General features: G+C 41.7%; 17 protein-coding genes. All 17 read left to right on the top strand.

Translation table 11 applies throughout. From position 1 onward, the window contains the following. Positions 1-3: 3 nt before the first annotated feature. The 17 genes from rpmE (at position 4) to RBH88_RS06495 (ending at position 18281) form a co-directional block, all read left to right on the top strand. A complete protein-coding gene (gene rpmE / locus RBH88_RS06575) occupies positions 4-243 on the top strand; it encodes a 50S ribosomal protein L31 (RefSeq protein ID WP_213692178.1) in 240 nt (79 codons plus the stop codon). Positions 244-306: 63 nt separating this feature from the next. After that, positions 307-1002 (top strand): FAD-dependent thymidylate synthase, encoded by a 696-nt coding sequence (thyX, locus tag RBH88_RS06570; protein ID WP_213692179.1) that lies wholly within the window; start codon positions 307-309, stop codon positions 1000-1002. Positions 1003-1004: 2 nt separating this feature from the next. Then, positions 1005-1916, top strand: a complete 912-nt coding sequence (locus RBH88_RS06565) for a DUF1385 domain-containing protein (protein ID WP_307879469.1) — start codon at positions 1005-1007, stop codon at positions 1914-1916. Beyond that, a complete protein-coding gene (gene prfA, locus RBH88_RS06560) occupies positions 1900-2976 on the top strand; it encodes a peptide chain release factor 1 (protein WP_213692180.1) in 1077 nt (358 codons plus the stop codon). The genes RBH88_RS06565 and prfA overlap by 17 nt, the downstream gene beginning before the upstream one ends. A 42-nt stretch (positions 2977-3018) precedes the next feature. Beyond that, positions 3019-3837 (top strand): peptide chain release factor N(5)-glutamine methyltransferase, encoded by an 819-nt coding sequence (prmC, locus tag RBH88_RS06555; RefSeq protein WP_213692181.1) that lies wholly within the window; start codon positions 3019-3021, stop codon positions 3835-3837. 82 nt (positions 3838-3919) lie between these two features. Beyond that, positions 3920-5107 (top strand): thioredoxin-disulfide reductase, encoded by a 1188-nt coding sequence (gene trxB, locus RBH88_RS06550; protein ID WP_307879468.1) that lies wholly within the window; start codon positions 3920-3922, stop codon positions 5105-5107. Between the two features lie 69 nt (positions 5108-5176). Continuing rightward, a complete protein-coding gene (locus tag RBH88_RS06545) occupies positions 5177-6109 on the top strand; it encodes a 1-phosphofructokinase family hexose kinase (protein WP_213692183.1) in 933 nt (310 codons plus the stop codon). 15 nt (positions 6110-6124) lie between these two features. Then, entirely contained in the window at positions 6125-6577 is a 453-nt protein-coding gene (locus RBH88_RS06540; protein WP_213695653.1) for an HPP family protein, read from the top strand. Between the two features lie 57 nt (positions 6578-6634). Next, positions 6635-7105, top strand: coding sequence for a flagellar export chaperone FliS (fliS, locus tag RBH88_RS06535; RefSeq protein ID WP_307879467.1), 471 nt, complete (start codon positions 6635-6637; stop codon positions 7103-7105). Continuing rightward, positions 7092-7556 carry a flagellar export chaperone FlgN gene (gene flgN / locus RBH88_RS06530; RefSeq protein ID WP_213690668.1) on the top strand — a complete coding sequence of 155 codons (465 nt, stop codon included), beginning with the start codon at positions 7092-7094 and terminating at the stop codon, positions 7554-7556. Before fliS ends, flgN begins: the two co-directional genes overlap by 14 nt. 11 nt (positions 7557-7567) lie before the next feature. After that, on the top strand, positions 7568-8644 hold the full coding sequence (locus RBH88_RS06525; protein WP_307879466.1) for a M48 family metalloprotease: 1077 nt from the start codon (positions 7568-7570) through the stop codon (positions 8642-8644). An 89-nt stretch (positions 8645-8733) separates the two neighbouring features. Next, on the top strand, positions 8734-10512 hold the full coding sequence (dnaX, locus tag RBH88_RS06520) for a DNA polymerase III subunit gamma/tau (protein WP_307879465.1): 1779 nt from the start codon (positions 8734-8736) through the stop codon (positions 10510-10512). Then, entirely contained in the window at positions 10509-13940 is a 3432-nt protein-coding gene (dnaE, locus tag RBH88_RS06515; protein ID WP_213690671.1) for a DNA polymerase III subunit alpha, read from the top strand. Before dnaX ends, dnaE begins: the two co-directional genes overlap by 4 nt. Positions 13941-13991: 51 nt before the next feature. Further along, positions 13992-15743, top strand: a complete 1752-nt coding sequence (pyk, locus tag RBH88_RS06510; protein WP_213690672.1) for a pyruvate kinase — start codon at positions 13992-13994, stop codon at positions 15741-15743. A gap of 16 nt (positions 15744-15759) precedes the next feature. Continuing rightward, complete coding sequence (locus RBH88_RS06505) at positions 15760-16365, top strand: CoA pyrophosphatase (protein ID WP_213690673.1); 606 nt, start codon at positions 15760-15762, stop codon at positions 16363-16365. Then, the gene (locus RBH88_RS06500) at positions 16356-17198 is read left to right on the top strand and encodes a deoxyribonuclease IV (protein WP_213690674.1); all 843 of its coding nucleotides are present in this window, start codon (positions 16356-16358) and stop codon (positions 17196-17198) included. The genes RBH88_RS06505 and RBH88_RS06500 overlap by 10 nt, the downstream gene beginning before the upstream one ends. Positions 17199-17204: 6 nt before the next feature. Continuing rightward, positions 17205-18281 (top strand): alanine racemase, encoded by a 1077-nt coding sequence (locus tag RBH88_RS06495; protein WP_213690675.1) that lies wholly within the window; start codon positions 17205-17207, stop codon positions 18279-18281. Position 18282: the final 1 nt, after the last annotated feature.

Genomic DNA, 18282 nt, shown 5'->3' with positions numbered 1-18282 from the left:
TAGATGAAAAAAGGGATACATCCCGATTATAAAGAATGTGTTGTAACGTGTGCGTGTGGCAATACGTTTACTACCCGTTCTACTTCTTCTGAAATCCGCGTGGGTGTTTGTTCTGAGTGCCACCCTTTTTACACAGGTAAGAAGGGAAGTAGGGTGGCAAGTGAAGCTGGTCGCCTTGAGAAATTCCGTAAAAAGTACGAAGGAATCAATTACGGACAGCGCGACACAGAAGGCGAAGAGTAAGAAGGGGAGCGAGGCTCCCCTTTTTTACATGTTCTTTAGTTATGGATAGGAGCTGATGCGTTCGTGAAATGTCATGTAACGTTGTTGGGGTATACTCCAGATCCTGACAGAATTGTGGCTGCTGCAGCCCGTCTTTGTTATAGTGATATTCCAGCGGGATCGATAATGAAAGAGCAAGATTCCTCTTCTGTAGAATCGTTACTTTTACACCTGCGAAAAAGTGGACATAACTCTCCTTTTGAACATGCGTCTTTCACATTTTCTCTTGATGGAATGAGCAGGGTTACTAGTCATCAGCTCGTGCGTCATCGAATTGCGAGTTATAGTCAGAGAAGCCAACGTTATGTATCCATGACACAACCAGATGTAGTTGTGCCGCCAACGATAGCTGCTGACAAAGAGGCTGAACAAATGTTTCTTGATCAGGTAAGGGCCTCCCACTGTACCTACCTTGATCTCGTTAAACGGGGAATTCCCAAGGAAGACGCTCGATATATTTTGCCTCATGGATGGACAACGAGTCTTGTAATGACTATGAACGCGAGAGAACTTCATCATTTCTTTGCTTTAAGGCTTTGTCGACGGGCCCAATGGGAAATACAGGATGTTGCTCGTGGAATGCTCCGGGAAGTTCAAAAAGTAGCCCCTGTTATTTTTAATCTTGCAGGTCCTTCCTGTGTTGTGAATGGTAAATGTAACGAAGCCCGTCCTTGCGGACATCCCTTTCACTCCATGGAGGAACTTCTCAAGGAGGAGTAATTTTGAGTTCTGAAAATAAACGTATGCCTGTGGGAGGACAAGCCGTTATAGAGGGTGTTTTAATGCGTGGTCCTCAAAGATGGGGGCTTGCCGTACGCCAACAGGATGGCGAAATATACAAGGAACATTGGGATGCTGTCTTACGATCTGCCTCCTTTTGGTGGAAATGTCCGATAATCCGCGGTCTTATCACCATGTTTGAAATGTTGAAAATTGGAATACGGGCTTTGAATCGTTCTGCCCAATTGGCCTTGGGCGAGGAAGAAGCAATTACGCCATTAGAGTTTGCTGGGTCTGTAGCCGTCGCTCTTATTGCTGTCGTAGGCGTTTTTGTGGCTCTCCCTGTTTGGCTTGCACAACAGGGAGGGGATTTTTGGAATCTTTCTGCTTTTTCTAAGAATATATTAGAGGGATTGCTGCGAGGAGCTTTCTTTGTTGTCTACGTTGCAGGAATTGGCTTGTGGAAAGACATAAGGCAAGTTTTTCGGTATCATGGAGCAGAGCATAAGACTATTAATGCTTTTGAAGCTGGAGCAGACATGACCCCAGAGCAGGTTTTAACCTACTCTCGAATCCATCCTCGTTGTGGTACATCTTTCCTCTTGATTGTTGTCATAGTGAGCATTATAGTTTTTTCTGTTGCAGGGCACGGTGGTTTATTGTGGAAAATAATGATGAGAGTATTGCTGCTCCCATTGGTTATAGGGTTATCGTATGAAGTCATACGGGCAGCATCGTCTATAAAAAAGTTGGGAACAATTATACTTTGGCCTGCTTTATCTTTTCAATATCTAACGACAAGAGAACCTAGTGTAGAGCAGATAGAAGTTGCAATAGCTGCTCTTGAAGAAGCGTTAGGTAGGCCTTTGTCTGATTATTCCGGAGGTGAAGAATTGAATGAATCTAGAGAGTAAACTTGACGAAATAGAACAGTCGTTTGTCGATTTAGAAAAGAAAATGTCTGACTTGGCTATTGCCAGTAATCCTAAGGAAATGCAGAAACTTGCAAAAAGGCACTCACGAATAGAGGCTACAGTAGCAAAATATAGAGAATATAAAAAAATAAAGAACGATATTGATGAAGCAAAATCCCTTTTCCATTCTGGGGATGAAGAGATGCAGGAACTTGCACGAGAAGAGGTTAAAGAGAAAGAGCCTCTCTTGGAGGAGATTCGTAAAGAACTTCATGTTCTGTTATTGCCTGTTGATCCGAATGATGAAAAAAGTGTCATTATGGAGATACGTGGCGGAGCGGGAGGAGAAGAAGCTGCTCTCTTTGGTGCTGACCTGTATCGTATGTACAGTCGTTTTTGTGAACGAGAGGGATGGAAAATAGAAGTCATTCAATCAAACGAAACGGGGATTGGCGGTTTGAAAGAAATTGTCTTTAAAATCGATGGGAATGGTGCTTTCAGTAAATTGAAATTTGAAAGTGGAGTCCATCGTGTTCAGCGAGTTCCCGTAACAGAAGCTGGTGGTCGTATCCATACTTCAACAGCGACAGTGGCAGTTTTGCCAGAGGTAGAAGCTGTTGATGTGGAGATTCGCTCTGAAGACTTGAAAATAGATACATATCGTTCAAGCGGAGCCGGGGGGCAGCATGTTAATATGACAGATTCTGCTGTTCGAATTACACACCTTCCCACAGGTATTGTTGTAACATGCCAAGATGAGAGATCGCAGATAAAGAATAGAGCTAAAGCCATGATGTATCTTCGAGCGAAGCTCTATGATCTTGAGAGTGGAAAGAAAGCAGAAGAACTGGCGGAAGAACGCCGAGGGCAAATTGGCTCTGGTGACCGCTCAGAACGCATTAGGACATATAATTACCCGCAAAACAGAATTACAGATCATCGGATAGGGGTAACCCTTTACAAACTTGATCAATATCTTGATGGTGATTTATACGAGATGATCGATGCCATAACAATGGCAGACCAGACTGAAAGATTACAAAAATTAGAGAGGGTATAGACAATACATAATCAAGAATTGCTTTACCAGACTAGACAGAATGTGGCAACGCGCTTAAGAGATGCAGGCATAGAAGGAGCAGAAAACGAAGCCGAATGGTTGTTATGTTCTCTGAAAGGCATAGCTCGTTCTCAGCTTTGGCTTAATCTTTGGAGGACATCTCTCTCTGAAGAAGAAATATTCTGTCTGGAAAAAATGGTGGAAAGACGTATAAAAAGAGAACCTTTGCAGTATATAATAGGGTACGAGAGCTTTTGGGGAAGGGATTTTTCCGTTGGTCAAGGTTGTCTTGTCCCTCGTCCAGAGACAGAGCTTCTAGTGGAAGAAGCTCTTCGATATTTTAGTGGAGGTACCTTTCTGGATTGGGGAACTGGCAGTGGTTGTATTGCATCCACTCTTCTATTAGAAAGGCCTTTGGCGAATGGTATTGCTGTAGATGCCTCTCCTAAAGCCTTAAAATGGGCGTGGAAGAATTTAAAAAAATATGGTTTATTGCAACGTTGTCTTTTGTGGCATTCCCGTGATATAGAGGATGTTCCTGTGCCAGAAAAGAGCTTAGGACTTGTAATTAGCAATCCTCCGTATATTCCTACATCTGCAATTAAGGGGCTTATGGACGAAGTTGCTTTATATGAACCTCAAATAGCTCTTGATGGAGGGCATGATGGATTGTTTTTTTATAAGAAGCTCATGGAAAAAAGTCCTCTATGGCTTTCTTCTGGTGGACATTTAGTTATGGAAATGGGAGATGACGACCAAGCACGTTATTTGGCTGCATACGAAACGATAGCGTTGCGTTTTGTACGGCTGGTTAAAGATTTGCAAGGATTTTATCGCATAGGCGTTTGGTGTCGTGTATAATGACGCAAGTGATCTATTAAGATCAAATATATATTATTCCGTTTTTGGATAGAGTTACAACGAACGAGGAGGAGATGTTGGAATGGAAAAGAGAGAGCTCGTGATCATCGGAGCTGGGCCCGCTGGTCTAACCTCGGCTATTTATGGTCGTAGGGCTGGACTTGACGTACTTCTTATTGAAAAAGGAGTAGCCGGTGGTCAGATTAATATTACTGCCGAAATTGAAAACTGGCCTGGTGTAGCACATGCTTCCGGTCAGGAATTAGGAGTAATGTTTAGAGAGCATGCAGAGAAATTCAATACTGAATTTCGTGATGCAGATGTTCAGAAAATCGAGGTTCGTGATGGTAGCAAAATAGTCGTCACAGACAAAGGCGAAATCGAAGCAGAGGCGATTATTCTTGCGACAGGAGCTTACTTTAGAAGACTTGGTTGTGAAGGTGAAGCCGAGCACATTGGTGGTGGCGTGAGCTATTGTGCTGTTTGTGACGGAGCCTTTTTTGAAGATCAGGAGATAGCAGTTGTCGGTGGTGGAAACACAGCCGTAGAAGAAGCATGCTATCTTACCAACTTTGCTTCTAAAGTATCTATCATTCACCGTAGAGATGCTTTCAGAGCTGATAGAGCTGCTACGGAAAGAACTCTTTCCAACCCTAAAATCGTTCCTATTTGGAATAGCGTAGTAGAAAAAATCGAAGGCGACGGGATGGTTGAGAACCTTGTATTGAAAAATGTAAAAACGGGCGAAATTTCCAACCTTCCTGTAGCAGGTGTGTTCATTTTTGTTGGACAGGCCCCACATGATGAATGTATCCGTGGCCTTGTAGATGCTAAGAAAGGCGGATGGATCCTCACTAATGAGGATATGGAAACATCCGTGGAAGGCATTTTTGCCGCAGGAGACGTACGCGACAAACATCTTCGTCAGGTTGTAACTGCTGCTGGTGATGGTGCTGTTGCAGCAATGTCTGCATCTGCCTATATTAACGAGCAGGTACATCTTCGTTCTACACTCTTAGATCCAGAGCGAGTTGTGGCTTTCTTCTATTCCAGCATCGTTGAATCTCAGGTTCAGCTTTCTAACGCTGTTGAAGAAATGAGCAAAGAGACGGGGCAGAAGGTTGCCATTATTGATGGTTATCGTAACGCTCGCATGGTTGAAAAGCTTAAATTGGGTGAGATGCCTGTCGTTGTAGAGCTTAAAAAAGGTGAAATTGTTTCTAAGAAGACTATATCTTCTGCATCAGAGCTTTCTGAGTTTCTTAAATAGTAAAATAAAACTTAATTGAGGGAAGGTGGGGTATCCCACCTTTCCTTTTATCTCATAGGGGGGAGCTTGATGATTGTCACGGTTACATTAAATCCCGCTGTCGATGAGGAGTTTGTCGTTCCGGAATTTCGGCCGGGTGGCTGGTTCCGTTCCAGAAATGCCATCCGAACCCCCGGCGGGAAGGGCATTAACGTCTCTATGATGCTGTCTCAATTGGGATATGAGTCGGCCGCTATGGGATTTCTCGCTGGTTTTAATGGAGCTTATATTCGTGACGTTCTGCGCAGAGAGAGAATTACTACAAATTTCGTTCATGTCAAAGGTGAGACACGCACTAATGTCTATATAATAGACGAAACAGGTCATGTTGAGACAGGGCTTTCAGAACCTGGCCCGTATGTTTCTGAAGAGGCTTACGACCGCTTTCTTCGTAACTATCAAAGAATGTTGCAACGTACACGATTACTCGTCTTAGGTGGATCTCTACCTCCTGGAGTGCCTCAGGATATTTATGGGGAATTGATCCGAATGGCAAAAGAGCATAATATCCCTACAATTGTTGACGCTGCGGGGCTACCTCTTCAATCTGCGTTGGAAGCTGGGCCTACAATCGCTAAAATTGACCATCGTTTTATGTCGCGTGTTTCCGGTATATCGTTAACTTCTCTCGATAATATTATTAAGGTCGTTTCAAAGTTGCACGATCAAGGGGTTGAATGGGCTATCACTTCCTATCATGTATACGGTGATGTGTTTTTCACTCCTAAGGGAATCTATCTTGCTCTTGCTGATCGACGTTCAGTCGTTTCTTTATTTGCAACGGCCGATGCTCTTATAACAGGGCTCATTGTCGGTGCGGAAGAAGGAATGGATGTAGAAGATCGAATTCGTTTTGCAATGGCATGTGCATGGGAAGACGCAATGCACGTAGAAAAAGGTTTTTCAAGCCGAGATGCCATTGAAGCTCTTATGCCTCGCGTACAGCTAGAGCGTTTTGATTAAAGGAGGCATCTAATTATGCGAATTGGAGATCTTATGGATAAGGATTTGACCTCAATAACAGAAAATACCACATTGAAAGAGGCCATAGAGATTCTTTCTCAGCATAATTTGACGGGATTACCTGTTGTTGATGAGTTAGGCGCTCTTGTTGGATTTATCAGTGAAAAGGATATTATTCAAGCTTCATTGCCTGGCTACTGCGATTATTTGGTAGGGGCGGCATTTATTCCAGATTTCGATCAATTGTCAGAAAAGCTCAGGAAAAAAGGACAAGAACCAGTAGGGAAGTATATGACGCGTGAAGTTATATATTTTTCTGAAGATGATTCTGACCTTCATGTTGCGCTCTCTTTAATTCAAAAAGGGTTGAAAATGGCTCCTGTTGTAGGTAAAGACGGTGTATTTATCGGAATTGTAAGTAGGGCACATTTGATCGAACATATAATGTGTGAAGAAAAAGAAAATTAAATATAAATATATTCCCCTTGGTAGCCGAGAACTATATGATAGGGGGGATTTGGATCAATGGTTTTAGGGAATAGTCAAAATGATCAGGTAAATAAGTATATAACTACGCAAATACAGACGGCATCAAAAGAACAGCTTCTTCTCATAACCTATGATATAGGTATTAAAAAATGCAGATTAGCTGAACGATCTCTCTTGAATAAAGATTTAGAGCAAGCAAATGAAAATATTCTCAAAGCCCAAAATGTGGTTCGAGAGCTTATGATTACTCTGAATATGGAGGCAGGAGGGGATGTTGCATCTAGCCTAATGGCTCTTTATGACTATATTTACCGCCAGCTTGTTGAAGCTAATGTTCAAAAGAGTCCAGACCTTGTTGCACAGGCACGGGGTATGCTTGAAGAGTTGCGCACTACTTGGGAAGAAGCCATTGAGAAATTAGCCGAAGAGCGGAGTAAAGCCGTTGGGGTGACTGAAAACGAAATGAGTTCTGGGGTGACAGGTGGGGGTTTTAATGTTGCAGGATAACCTTGAGTCTAAGATCAGGGATCTCTTGTCTTCTGAAATAGCTCTTTATACTGAACTTGAACATTATGTAGACGATGAACTCGAGTGTGTTAACAATAAAGATATGGAAAAATTGCTAGAAGTATTGCAGCAAAAACAAGGCGTTATTTCACGTCAAGAGCTTCTCCAGGAAGAGTGGGGCCAAATAGCGATGAAATTTGGTCTTGTTGAAGGGCGCGATGGCCCTTTATTTTGGTCGGCTGTGGAACAACATGTCGAGTCTCAAGGGTTTTATTCCCTTTCTAAAATAGTAAATGAGATAAAAGAACAGGTTACAGCTCTTTTGACCAAAGAAGAGCATGTGCAGGCGCTGCTTGAACAACATATTTCTGAATTACGAGAACAAATGGCTCAACTTAATAAGGGGAAGACCGCTTTTAAAGGATATATGAAGTCTGGGGGAGTTTTATAAGGACGGTTTGTATGAAAAAAAAATGTAATATCGGAATTTTGATCTCGCTGTTTTTTTTCTGCTTTTGTTTAGTAGCGCAAGCAGAAGACACTATGCAGCGAGAAATACGTATTGGGAAAAAGGTTTCTGAAGAAGTAGAGCAGCATTGGGAGCGAATTTCAGATCCTGTGCAGATAGCTCATCTTTCCATGATCTGTGAAAAATTAAAACCACAAATGACTCGTTCTCTTCCCTTTGAGATACGTATTATACGAGAGGAAGCTGTAAATGCTTTCAGTTTGCCGGGGGGCGTTATCTATATGACGACTGGCATTCTTAATTTCCTCCATAGCGATGCAGAACTTGCTGCTATTATTTCTCATGAAATGATCCACGCTGACCGAGGACATGTTGTAAAACAAATAGCCCGTTCCCAACGGATATCAGTTATTTCCCTGGCACTTATTATTGCTAGTGGGGGACAGGCTGCCCCAATGATTTTAACAAATATGGCACAGATAGCTATTACAAATTCCTATAGTAAAGACTTGGAAAGAGAAGCTGATGTTGAGGGGCTTTTTGCTCTTGAAGAGGCTGGTTATCCACCTGCGGCTATGTTAACGGTTATGGAAGGTCTTGCAGCAGAACAGCTTCGTCATCCTTACGTTGACCCAGGTATTTTTATGGATCACCCCTATGTGGAAGAGCGTGTTGATTATCTAACACGGATTATTAAGGAAAAAGGATGGCCTCTTGAACGAAAAAAAGCTTTACGTTTGTTGGTGATTCGTATAGAGCCAAAAGACGCATCCCTTGTTATGTATGTTGATGATGCTCCGGTTTGGGAAGGGCCAAACAGTAGCGATGTAGCAGCTTTATTCTCTTCTGTTAAAGATAAATTAGATAGAGCCTATCAGATGGAATTACCACCTTATGAAATTGAAGTTGTAGAAATAGATCAAGTGCGTGCTTTGCGAGTCGGATCAACTCTTATTGTAAAGGAGCCTTTGCCTGCTGCTGTTGATTCTTTGGCGTCTTTGAGACAAACTTTAGTAGATAGCTTGCTTCAGGCAAAAACGACTCACCCTATAGCAGATTATCTCAATTAATTTAATGAGCGTTCCCTCGTTTCCCAACAATTAAAGATGTTAGAATATCATAAGAAACTTTTTAATGCCCTCAAAGGGGGATTTTGTTGATGACAGTGTCTCTTTATCGTCGATATCGACCTGCTCAATTTAGTCAGGTTATAGCTCAGGAGGCTGCCGTACAGGTTATTACGAAGGCTCTTGAAGATAATAGGGTAAGTCATGCCTATTTGTTTTCAGGACCGCGCGGCTGTGGAAAAACAACGTTAGCCCGTCTTTTAGCCAAAGCTTTAAATTGCGTTGGTGATAAAGATGGTGTTGAACCATGTAATAAGTGTGTTAATTGCACGGCTATAAATAGAGGCGAAAGTTTGGATGTTATTGAAATAGATGGTGCTTCAAATAATAGTGTAGACGAGGTTCGCGAACTTAAGTCTCACGTATCGCTATCACCTTTTGCTTCTTTATACAAAGTGTACATCATAGACGAGGTACATATGCTTTCTATTTCAGCCTTTAACGCTCTACTTAAAACATTGGAGGAGCCTCCTTCCCACGTTATATTTATTTTGGCAACAACGGAACCTCACAAGGTACCAGTAACAATCCGATCTCGTTGTCAACATATACCTTTTAGGAAAATAGACGCTCTGAGTATTGTTACATGTTTAAAAGATATCATTCAGAAAGAAAATAGAGAGGCAGAGGAAGATGCCCTATGGGAAATTGCCAGACAGGCAGATGGAGCAATGCGTGATGCCCAGTCTCTCTTGGAGCAGGTTATGGCTCTGGCTGGAAAACGATTGGAAATAGAGGATGTTAATTGTCTTTTAGGAGGGGGAAGTCGTCCAGAGCTTGAACGATGGGTTGCATCTGTTCGCTCAGCAGATATGTCTGTCTTTACTGAATTACAAAACATGTTTAGACGAGGAGCTTCTCCTCAAAAAGTTGTAGAAGATCTTTTCGTTATTTTTCGAGATCTTTGGATAACGAAATCTTGGGGAAAAGATTCAGTTTCTCTATTGGAAGGTTCTTCTTCCGAGAAGAATTTTTTGCTTCAGGAGTCTCCTTTTTGGAAATCCCATCATCTATTATCGCTCATGGATTTTTGTGCGAAAATACTTCCTCACGTGCGTATGGGGATGAAAACAGACGTTCTTTCTGGCCTTTTTTTGAATAAGTTAATCGAAGATGAAATTTTGACTCAACATAGTGATAATGTAGAAAAAAAGACTTCGAAAAAAAAGCTAGAAGTAGTTGCAGAGCCCAAAGTGATCGAAGTGTTTCAGGAGCCTCAGGAGCCTCAAGAGCCAAGTAAGCCAAAAGAATCTTATGTGCAGAGCGTCACCTTGAAAGAAAAATGGGAAGAACTTTTAACATCATTTATTCATGGTGACATCCATATGTATAGTGCCCTACTTTACGCCTCTGTTTCTTTTGAAAATGGACTGCTCACATTGGAATTTCCAGAATACTGTAAGTATTCCTTAGAGCTTCTTTCGGTAGAAAGAAATGCTTTCATTTTGCAACAGAAAATAGAGGAAGTTTTCAATGAAAAGCTAACTCTTCAGTACATATGTAATGATAAAACTTTAGAATATGATTTTTCATCATCGAAAAAAATTTCTGAATCTGAAGAGGCTGTTTTTGAAATTCAAGACGAACCAACGAAGGTTTTGCCTTTTGATGACATCCCCTCAGCGAAGCCGGGAAAATCTGCATCTAAAACAGAAAATGAACAGGAAGAAGATCAAGAGCAAGAACAGGAACAGGAACAAGCAGTTTTTTCAGGTCTTGTTGATGCGGTACTTCGCTGGGGAGGCGGAGAAGTGCTTCTCCATAAGAAAGAAAATGTAGAAGAAATAGATGGGGGAATCACAGAAGAATGACTCGTCCTTTTGTTCATTTACACGTTCACAGTGAATATAGTTTGCTTGATGGCGCTATACGTTGTGGAGAGCTTGCTGAAAAAGTTGCGTCGTGGGGAATGCCAGCGGTGGCTCTCACTGACCATGGGGCAATGTATGGTGCTATAGAATTCTATGATAAATGTTTAACTGCAGGAATTAAACCGATTATAGGTTGCGAAGTGTATGTTGATCCCGATGGGCACACTTCAAGGGAAAAGAAGGGCAAAAATTTTCATTTACTTCTTCTTGCTGAAAACCAGCAGGGCTACCACAACTTAATAAAGCTTGTTTCTATTGCGAATACAGAAGGATTTTATTACAAGCCGAGAATTGACCACGATCTTCTCGCTCGATATAGCGAGGGAATTATTGCGTCATCTGCGTGCCTTGCAGGAGAGATTCCTTCTTTAATCTTGCAAGGGAAAGAGGAAGAAGCATTAGCTCGCGCCCAAATGTATAGAGATATTATGGGTAAGGATAACTTTTTTCTTGAAATAATGTACAACTCAATTCCGGAACAAGCTATTGTTAACAAGGCAATTGTTAAGATGGCAAGAGCAAATGATTTTAATCTCATAGCTACAAATGATGCGCATTACCTGAACGAAGAAGACTACAATTGGCATGAAATCCTGTTGTGTGTACAGACAGGAACAACTATGAACGATCCAGATAGAATGTCTTTTTCATGTAATGATTTTTACCTTCGTTCTCCTGAAGAAATGGATCATTTACTCGGAACAGAATTACCGGATGCTCTTGACAACACGGTAGCTATAGCAGAGCGTTGTTCGATTAAATTTGATTTGGGAACGCGAGATTATAAATTACCACGTTTTGATCTCCCTGAAGGAGAAACTCTTGAAACAAACCTTGAAAAGCAAGCATGGGCAGGTCTTAAACGACGTCTGGGAAGCGAAAATATTCCAGATGATTATGCTAAACGTCTTTCTTACGAGCTTTCGGTCATCAAAAAAATGGGGTTTGCCGGTTATTTCCTCATCGTTTCCAGCATTATTCAGGCGGCAAAGGGGCTTCATATTCCCATTGGGCCAGGTCGAGGCTCTGCTGCAGGCTCTCTTGTTGCCTATAGTCTCCGTATTACGGAATTGGATCCTTTAAAATACAATCTTCTTTTTGAACGTTTTCTTAATCCTGAACGTATAAGTATGCCCGATATTGATACGGACGTTTCCGACAAAGGACGAGAGGAATTATTACAATATATAGCTCAAAAATATGGTGTAGATAGAGTTTCTCAGATCATAACTTTTGACCGAATGAAAAGTAAGGCGGCCATAAGAGATGTAGGTCGTGCGTTGGGGATGCCTTATGGTGATGTCGACGTCGTTGCCAAACTTATTCCAGAGGGTGTTAAGTCGATTCCAGAAGCATTGGAACAGAGTGAAGACCTTAGTAGTCTAGAGACTAAAGACCTAGCGGTCAAACGGCTTTTGGATAGTGCTTCGAAGATAGAAGGAATTGCTCGCCATTGTTCTCAACATGCGGCTGGAGTTGTTATCACACCAATGCCCATAACAGATCTGGTGCCTGTTCGCAGAATCGGAGAAAATCAGATTGTTACACAGTATCCTATGGAACCTGTTGAAAAACTTGGTCTTGTCAAGATGGACTTCCTGGGGCTTAAAACACTTTCAGTACTTGAGGAAGCTCTTTCTAATATTGAAATCAATGGGGAAAAAGCTCCTGACCTTAATAGTATTCCTTTGGATGATGAGGCAACATATACAATGTTGCAGAAAGGGGATACTCTTGGTGTATTCCAGCTTGAATCTACTGGAATGAGGCAATTACTTAGAAAAATTAGACCAGATTGTTTTGAAGACTTAATCGCCATTCTGGCTCTTTATCGTCCCGGGCCGTTAGGAAGTGGAATGGTAGATCAGTATATTGAACGTAAGCATGGGCGTGAACCTGTCGTATATCTCCATCCAGAATTGTCTGAAGTGCTAAAAGAAACCTATGGAGTTATTCTCTATCAGGAGCAGGTTATGCAATGCGCTGCGCGTCTTGCTGGATATTCTCTTGGAGAAGCCGATTTGCTGAGACGAGCTATGGGTAAGAAAAAAGTGGAAGTTATGCAACAACAGCGAAAGAAGTTTGCTGAGGGCTGTGCACAGCATAATGTTCCAGCTCAGAAAGCTGAAGAGATTTTTGATATTATTCAGGAATTTGCAGGGTATGGTTTTAATAAATCACATAGTGCTGCATATGCTCTGATTAGTTATCAGACGGCTTATCTTAAGGCTAATTTCCAGTCGGAATTTATGGCCGCATATTTAACAAGTCAGATAGGTTCAAAAAAAGATGTAATGGCACGATATGTGCGAGAAGTCAGAAATTCTGGTATTGAAGTGCTTCCTCCAGATGTTAATTCTTCCATGGAGTCTTTCACAGCTGTAAAAGATGTTGTACGTTTTGGTTTAGGTGCAGTGTCCAAGGCTGGGCATGGTGCTGTGGAAGCCATTATAAAAGCTAGAGAATGCGGGGGGCCCTTCATCTCCCTTTGGAATTTCTTGTGCCGTGTAGATTTAAGGGTTGTAAATAAATCAGTTATCGAAAATCTTATAAAAGCAGGGGCTTTTGATGGCTTAACGACAAATAGATGTCAACTAGTAACAGCGCTTCCTGATTTTATAGCCCTGGCTCAGAAGAAAAGCGAGGAAAAAAACCAATGTTCTCTTTTGTCGCTTCTTGATGGAGATGGGGAAGAGGGGGATCTTGAACCAGAACTTCCTGATATCGATGATTATAATATTTATGAACGTCTTGATTTCGAAAAAGATGTTGTAGGTTTGTATATCAGCGGTCATCCCTTTGCTCAACATGAAGATGAAGTTGGTCGTTATTGTACGTGTCGTATTTCAGACCTCAAATATTGGAAGAGTAAAAATATGCCTCCGCAAATTGGAGGTATGGTGCTTTCTGCAAAGGAGAAATACACGAAACGAGGAGACCCAATGGGGATTCTTGAGGTTGAAGATGCAGAGTCAAAAGTGGAGGTTATTTGTTTCCCGAAAACATGGTCATCTGTAAAGGAACAAGTAGAACCTGGGCAAATTTGTGTAGTCAGGGGCACTTTAGATGATAGAGGCTCTGGAAATATTATTGCCAGGGAGATTGTCTCTTTTCAGTCTCTTCAAGAGAGAAATTTTCCGTATGTGAAAATTGTACTTGACGGAACTTTATTACCGCAAGAATGTGTGAAAAACTTTATTCGTTCTCTCAAAGATTTTCCTGGCCGATCTCAGGTGTTATTAGAGATTCGAAACGGGATAGGCAGTGTTACTATTCTTCTGGCAGGCATAAAAGTAGATGGTCCTACTATAAAGATGAAAGGACTATCCTCTGTGATTCCAGAGGAATCTTACGAAATCTGCTGTTGATGTAATGAATAAACGTAATCCATATTTGATAGACGGAAGGGGTCAGAAATAATGAAGAAAGTGAAAATAGTTTGCACGATTGGCCCGGCATGTTCAACTTTTGAGATGCTCTGTTCTATGGCAGAGGAAGGAATGAATGTAGCTCGTTTTAATTTTAGTCATGGTTCTTATGAGGAACATAAGGCTCGTCTTGACCTCGTTCGAGAAGTCGAAAGAAAAATGGGATCTCCTATTGCCACTCTTCTTGATACAAAGGGGCCAGAAATTAGAACTGGAACGTTACAGGAAGGCGCTGTTTTTTTGAAAAAAGGACAAGATTTCGTTTTAACAACACGAGATGTTGTTGGTAATGATAAAGAAGTTTTTGTTAATTATGCTAACTTACCAATAGAAAGCAGCGTGGATCAAGATATTTATATTGACGATGGAACTCTTCACCTCAAAGTTACAGAAATTAGTGAGAATGATGTACATTGCACAGTTATCGTTGGTGGAGAACTAGGAGAGCGAAAAGGAGTCAATATACCGGGAGCTTCCATTTCCCTTCCAGCTCTTTCGGAAAAAGATCGTTCTGATATCTGTTGGGGTTTGAAAAATGACATGGAGTATATCGCCGTTTCTTTTGTCAAAAATCAAAAAGACATCATGGATGTTAGAAAAGTAATCGAAGAAGCTGGCGGAACTATGAAAATTATAGCGAAAATAGAGACACGACAAGCTGTCGATGGTATAGATGAAATTCTAGATGTAGTTGATGGGGTGATGATTGCCCGTGGAGACTTGGGTGTCGAAATTCCCACGGAGGAGGTTCCTCTAGTACAAAAAGAGATTATAGATCTTTGTCGTTCTAAGGGGAAAGCTGTTATAGTTGCGACCCAGATGCTAGACTCTATGATTAGAAATCCCCGTCCTACACGAGCAGAAGCAAGTGACGTTGCAAATGCTGTTCTTGATGGAGCTGATGCCGTAATGCTTTCGGGAGAAACGGCGAAAGGAACGTATCCTCTCAGGTCTGTAGAAACGATGCGCCGCATAGTGGAGAGAGTTGAGAAGGATATAGAGCTTTGGCAACATCCCCTTCATAGAAAGCAGTTAAGTACGGGAGTGCCAGATGCAGTAAGCGGAGCTTCTGTTGAAGTCGCGCGAGAAATGGGTGCTGCTGCAATTATCTCCCTTACTCGAAGTGGCAGTACAGCCCAAATGATTAGCAAGCATCGTCCCCCATGTAAGATTATTGGAGCCACTCCTGTCTTGAGAACATGGCGAGAATTGGCTTTATATTGGGGAGTAGAACCTCTTAGAGTTGAAAATATTTCCAATCAGGAACAGGCCATTGATAATGTCTTTTCATTATGTTTGGAAAACAAGCTTTTGAAGGAAGGGGATATAGTTGTTGTTACGGCAGGTGTCCCTATGGGTATTCCAGGAACAACTAATATGTTGCAAGTTCATACAGTGGGTCGAATTTTAGTCAAAGGCCTTTCTCTTTTGAAAAAAGAAGCTTTTGGTGTAGTGAAAAAGGCGAATACGCCAGAAGAGGCTCTTGAGAAAATGGAAAGAGGCAACATTTTAGTCGTTTCCCAGACAGATAAAGATTTTGTTCCTGCTATGAGAAAAGCTGCAGCTATTATTACAGAACATGGTGGATTGACGTGTCACGCGGCTATAGTTGCTTTAGAATTGGGAATACCATGTGTTGTTAGTGCAAGCAATGCACTTTCAGTTCTTGAAGACGGGATGATGGTTACGGTCGATGGATTCCGTGGTGTTGTCTATGCAGGAAGCGTTCGTCTTAGAGCATGAGGAGCTGACGATGTAGATGGCAATAGATGATTTTTCAGGGAAAAGATGCAATATGCAAACCTCTTTTCCTCCATGGAATTACTTACTTACATTAGATGGGAAACGGCTTAGTGCTGTCCTTGTACCTCTTTTCCGATCAGAAAAGGGGTATAAAGTTCTTTTTTTAGAACGTCCCTACTTTATGAAGCGTCATGGCGGCGAAATGTGTTTCCCAGGAGGAGAACGGGATGATTTTGACAGAGGCCCTCTTGAAACAGCGTTGCGGGAAACAGAGGAAGAGATTGGTTTAGAACGAGAGTATATAGAGCCTATATATCTTATGGAACCCCAAAAAGCAGTGACAAGCGGTTTTGCCGTCTATCCTGTTGTAGGTGTGATTTCAGATGAGACTCTCATGTCGAGACTTAAGCTTTCTCATGAAGAGGTTGCCGGCATAGCATTTATGCAACTGGATTCTATCCCAGTTATTCCTGAAATATATAAGATTGAACATGAAGGAATACAGTTTGAGACCCCGCGCTATGATCTTCCTGATGGAAGGATAATATGGGGTGTCACTGCCTTCATATTGTATCGATTTATAACTATGTTACGTAAGGGAGAAATTAATTTATGCCTTTAATCGGCGCTCACGTTTCCATTGCAGGTGGTCTTGAACGAGCAATAGAACGTGGCGAGGATCTTGAATGTGAAGCTATACAGATGTTTACCAAAAATCAGTTACAATGGCATAGTACTCCTATCTCTATGTCTCGGGCAGAACGTTTTTTACATGCATGGCGGCGGAGTGGTATACAACAAGTTGTTGTTCATGCTTCATATCTTATCAACCTTGCATCACCAGATGAAACTCGAGAAAAAAGTATAGTTGCTCTTACTGAAGAGGTAGAACGTTGCGATATGCTTGGTATTGATGAAATTGTTGTTCATCCAGGATCATCTCGGGGGCGACCTCGTGATGAAGGAATAGGAAAGCTTGTTAACAGTTTAGGGCAGGTGTTACAACGCACATCTGTGACAAGAGTTCGGATTCTTATTGAAACTATGGCAGGGCAAGGAAGTATATTAGGAAGTTCTCTCGACGAATTGAAGTCTGTGCTTGATCATTTTCCTCAAAATGAACGTTTAGGATTGTGTCTCGATACGTGTCATCTCTTTGCTGCAGGATACGAATTGCGAACTTTTGAAGCTTATGAGCGTTTTGTCTCGTCTCTTATGGGTAAAATAGGACTTGAACGAGTTGGATGTTGGCATTTAAATGACAGTGCTCATGCTCGTAATAGTCATCTTGACAGACATCAACATATTGGAGAAGGAGAGTTAGGGGTTTTGCCCTTTTCTTTCATAGTCAATGACAGTAGATGGAACGGGATACCGGCATTACTGGAAACACCACAAAATGGACTGGGAAATAAAGGAAATCTTACTGTACTTCGTAAATTAAGAGGAGGGTAAGAGAGTATGAGTCTTTGGCCTCGTCTCATAGTTCAACGTGAGAAAATTGCCTACAATGCTGCCCACGTTGTTTCATTGTGTCGTCAATGGAATATAGGAGTTTACGGTGTAGCAAAAGGAGCCTGTGCCAATGAAGATATTGTCCGTATTATGGTTGAGAATGGGTGTGAAGGAATAGCTGATAGTCGTATAGAAAATTTATATCGACTACGTAAAGAAATGTGCCTTCCTGTTCCCATAATGATGCTGCGGCCTCCTATGATGAGTGAAATTCCTGAAGTTGTGGAACTTTGTGACTCATCTGTTGTTTCGATGATTGAGACAATACAAGCAATTGATGCAGAGTGCAGCTTACAAAAGAAAAGGCATAACGTGTTACTCATGATCGATTTGGGTGATTTACGAGAGGGCATATGGCCAGACGAATTAGAACAGATAGCCTCTGTCCTGAAGAAGTGTCGCTTCATAGATTGTCTAGGCGTCGGTGTGAATTTTGGATGTTTTGGAGGAGTGCTTCCTTCTCGAAAAAAATTGGAAACATTAGGTTCCCTTAAAAAAAAGTTAGAAGAATACTTGGAGTGTAGTGTCCCCTTGTGTTCAGGAGGTGCCACATCATCTTTGTCTCTTCTTGACGATGGTACTATGCCTTCTTGCATCAATTCGTTGAGAATAGGAGAGGCTATTTTGCTTGGAACGGACTCGTCAGGAGGCAAAACGTTCCCATATTTACTACGGAACACTATATTTTTAGAAGCAGAAGTGATAGAAGTAAAGAGAAAACCTAGCGTTCCTTTAGGAACAATTGCTGCAGATGCTTTTGGCGACATCCCCGTTTTTGTTGATAAAGGAGTTCGATTGCGTGCTCTCGCAGCCATTGGCAAGCAAGATGCAAGAATAGATGCTCTTTTGCCTTGTGATAAAGGAATTGAAATTTTAGGTGCGTCAAGTGATCATATGGTTCTTGATGTGGAAGAGTGTGACAGAAAACTATGTGTAGGAGATAAAATACGATTTTCAGTAAAATATGGGGCTTTACTTGCGTTAACAACATCTCCGTATGTTTCTATCCATGTTACTGAATAGC

This window comes from Aminobacterium sp. MB27-C1 (assembly GCF_030908405.1).
Lineage (GTDB): Bacteria > Synergistota > Synergistia > Synergistales > Aminobacteriaceae > Aminobacterium.
Note: the sequence above shows the minus strand (reverse complement) of the source record. Positions and strands in the feature narration are given on the sequence as shown.

Bases quoted from the DNA above. Each gene is read 5' to 3' on its own strand.
- rpmE (WP_213692178.1), top strand. From the start codon at position 4: ATGAAAAAAGGGATACATCCCGATTATAAAGAATGTGTTGTAACGTGT.
- prfA (WP_213692180.1), top strand. From the start codon at position 1,900: ATGAATCTAGAGAGTAAACTTGACGAAATAGAACAGTCGTTTGTCGAT.
- trxB (WP_307879468.1), top strand. From the start codon at position 3,920: ATGGAAAAGAGAGAGCTCGTGATCATCGGAGCTGGGCCCGCTGGTCTA.
- RBH88_RS06545 (WP_213692183.1), top strand. From the start codon at position 5,177: ATGATTGTCACGGTTACATTAAATCCCGCTGTCGATGAGGAGTTTGTC.
- RBH88_RS06540 (WP_213695653.1), top strand. From the start codon at position 6,125: ATGCGAATTGGAGATCTTATGGATAAGGATTTGACCTCAATAACAGAA.
- fliS (WP_307879467.1), top strand. From the start codon at position 6,635: ATGGTTTTAGGGAATAGTCAAAATGATCAGGTAAATAAGTATATAACT.
- flgN (WP_213690668.1), top strand. From the start codon at position 7,092: ATGTTGCAGGATAACCTTGAGTCTAAGATCAGGGATCTCTTGTCTTCT.
- RBH88_RS06525 (WP_307879466.1), top strand. From the start codon at position 7,568: ATGAAAAAAAAATGTAATATCGGAATTTTGATCTCGCTGTTTTTTTTC.
- dnaX (WP_307879465.1), top strand. From the start codon at position 8,734: ATGACAGTGTCTCTTTATCGTCGATATCGACCTGCTCAATTTAGTCAG.
- dnaE (WP_213690671.1), top strand. From the start codon at position 10,509: ATGACTCGTCCTTTTGTTCATTTACACGTTCACAGTGAATATAGTTTG.
- pyk (WP_213690672.1), top strand. From the start codon at position 13,992: ATGAAGAAAGTGAAAATAGTTTGCACGATTGGCCCGGCATGTTCAACT.
- RBH88_RS06505 (WP_213690673.1), top strand. From the start codon at position 15,760: ATGGCAATAGATGATTTTTCAGGGAAAAGATGCAATATGCAAACCTCT.
- RBH88_RS06500 (WP_213690674.1), top strand. From the start codon at position 16,356: ATGCCTTTAATCGGCGCTCACGTTTCCATTGCAGGTGGTCTTGAACGA.
- RBH88_RS06495 (WP_213690675.1), top strand. From the start codon at position 17,205: ATGAGTCTTTGGCCTCGTCTCATAGTTCAACGTGAGAAAATTGCCTAC.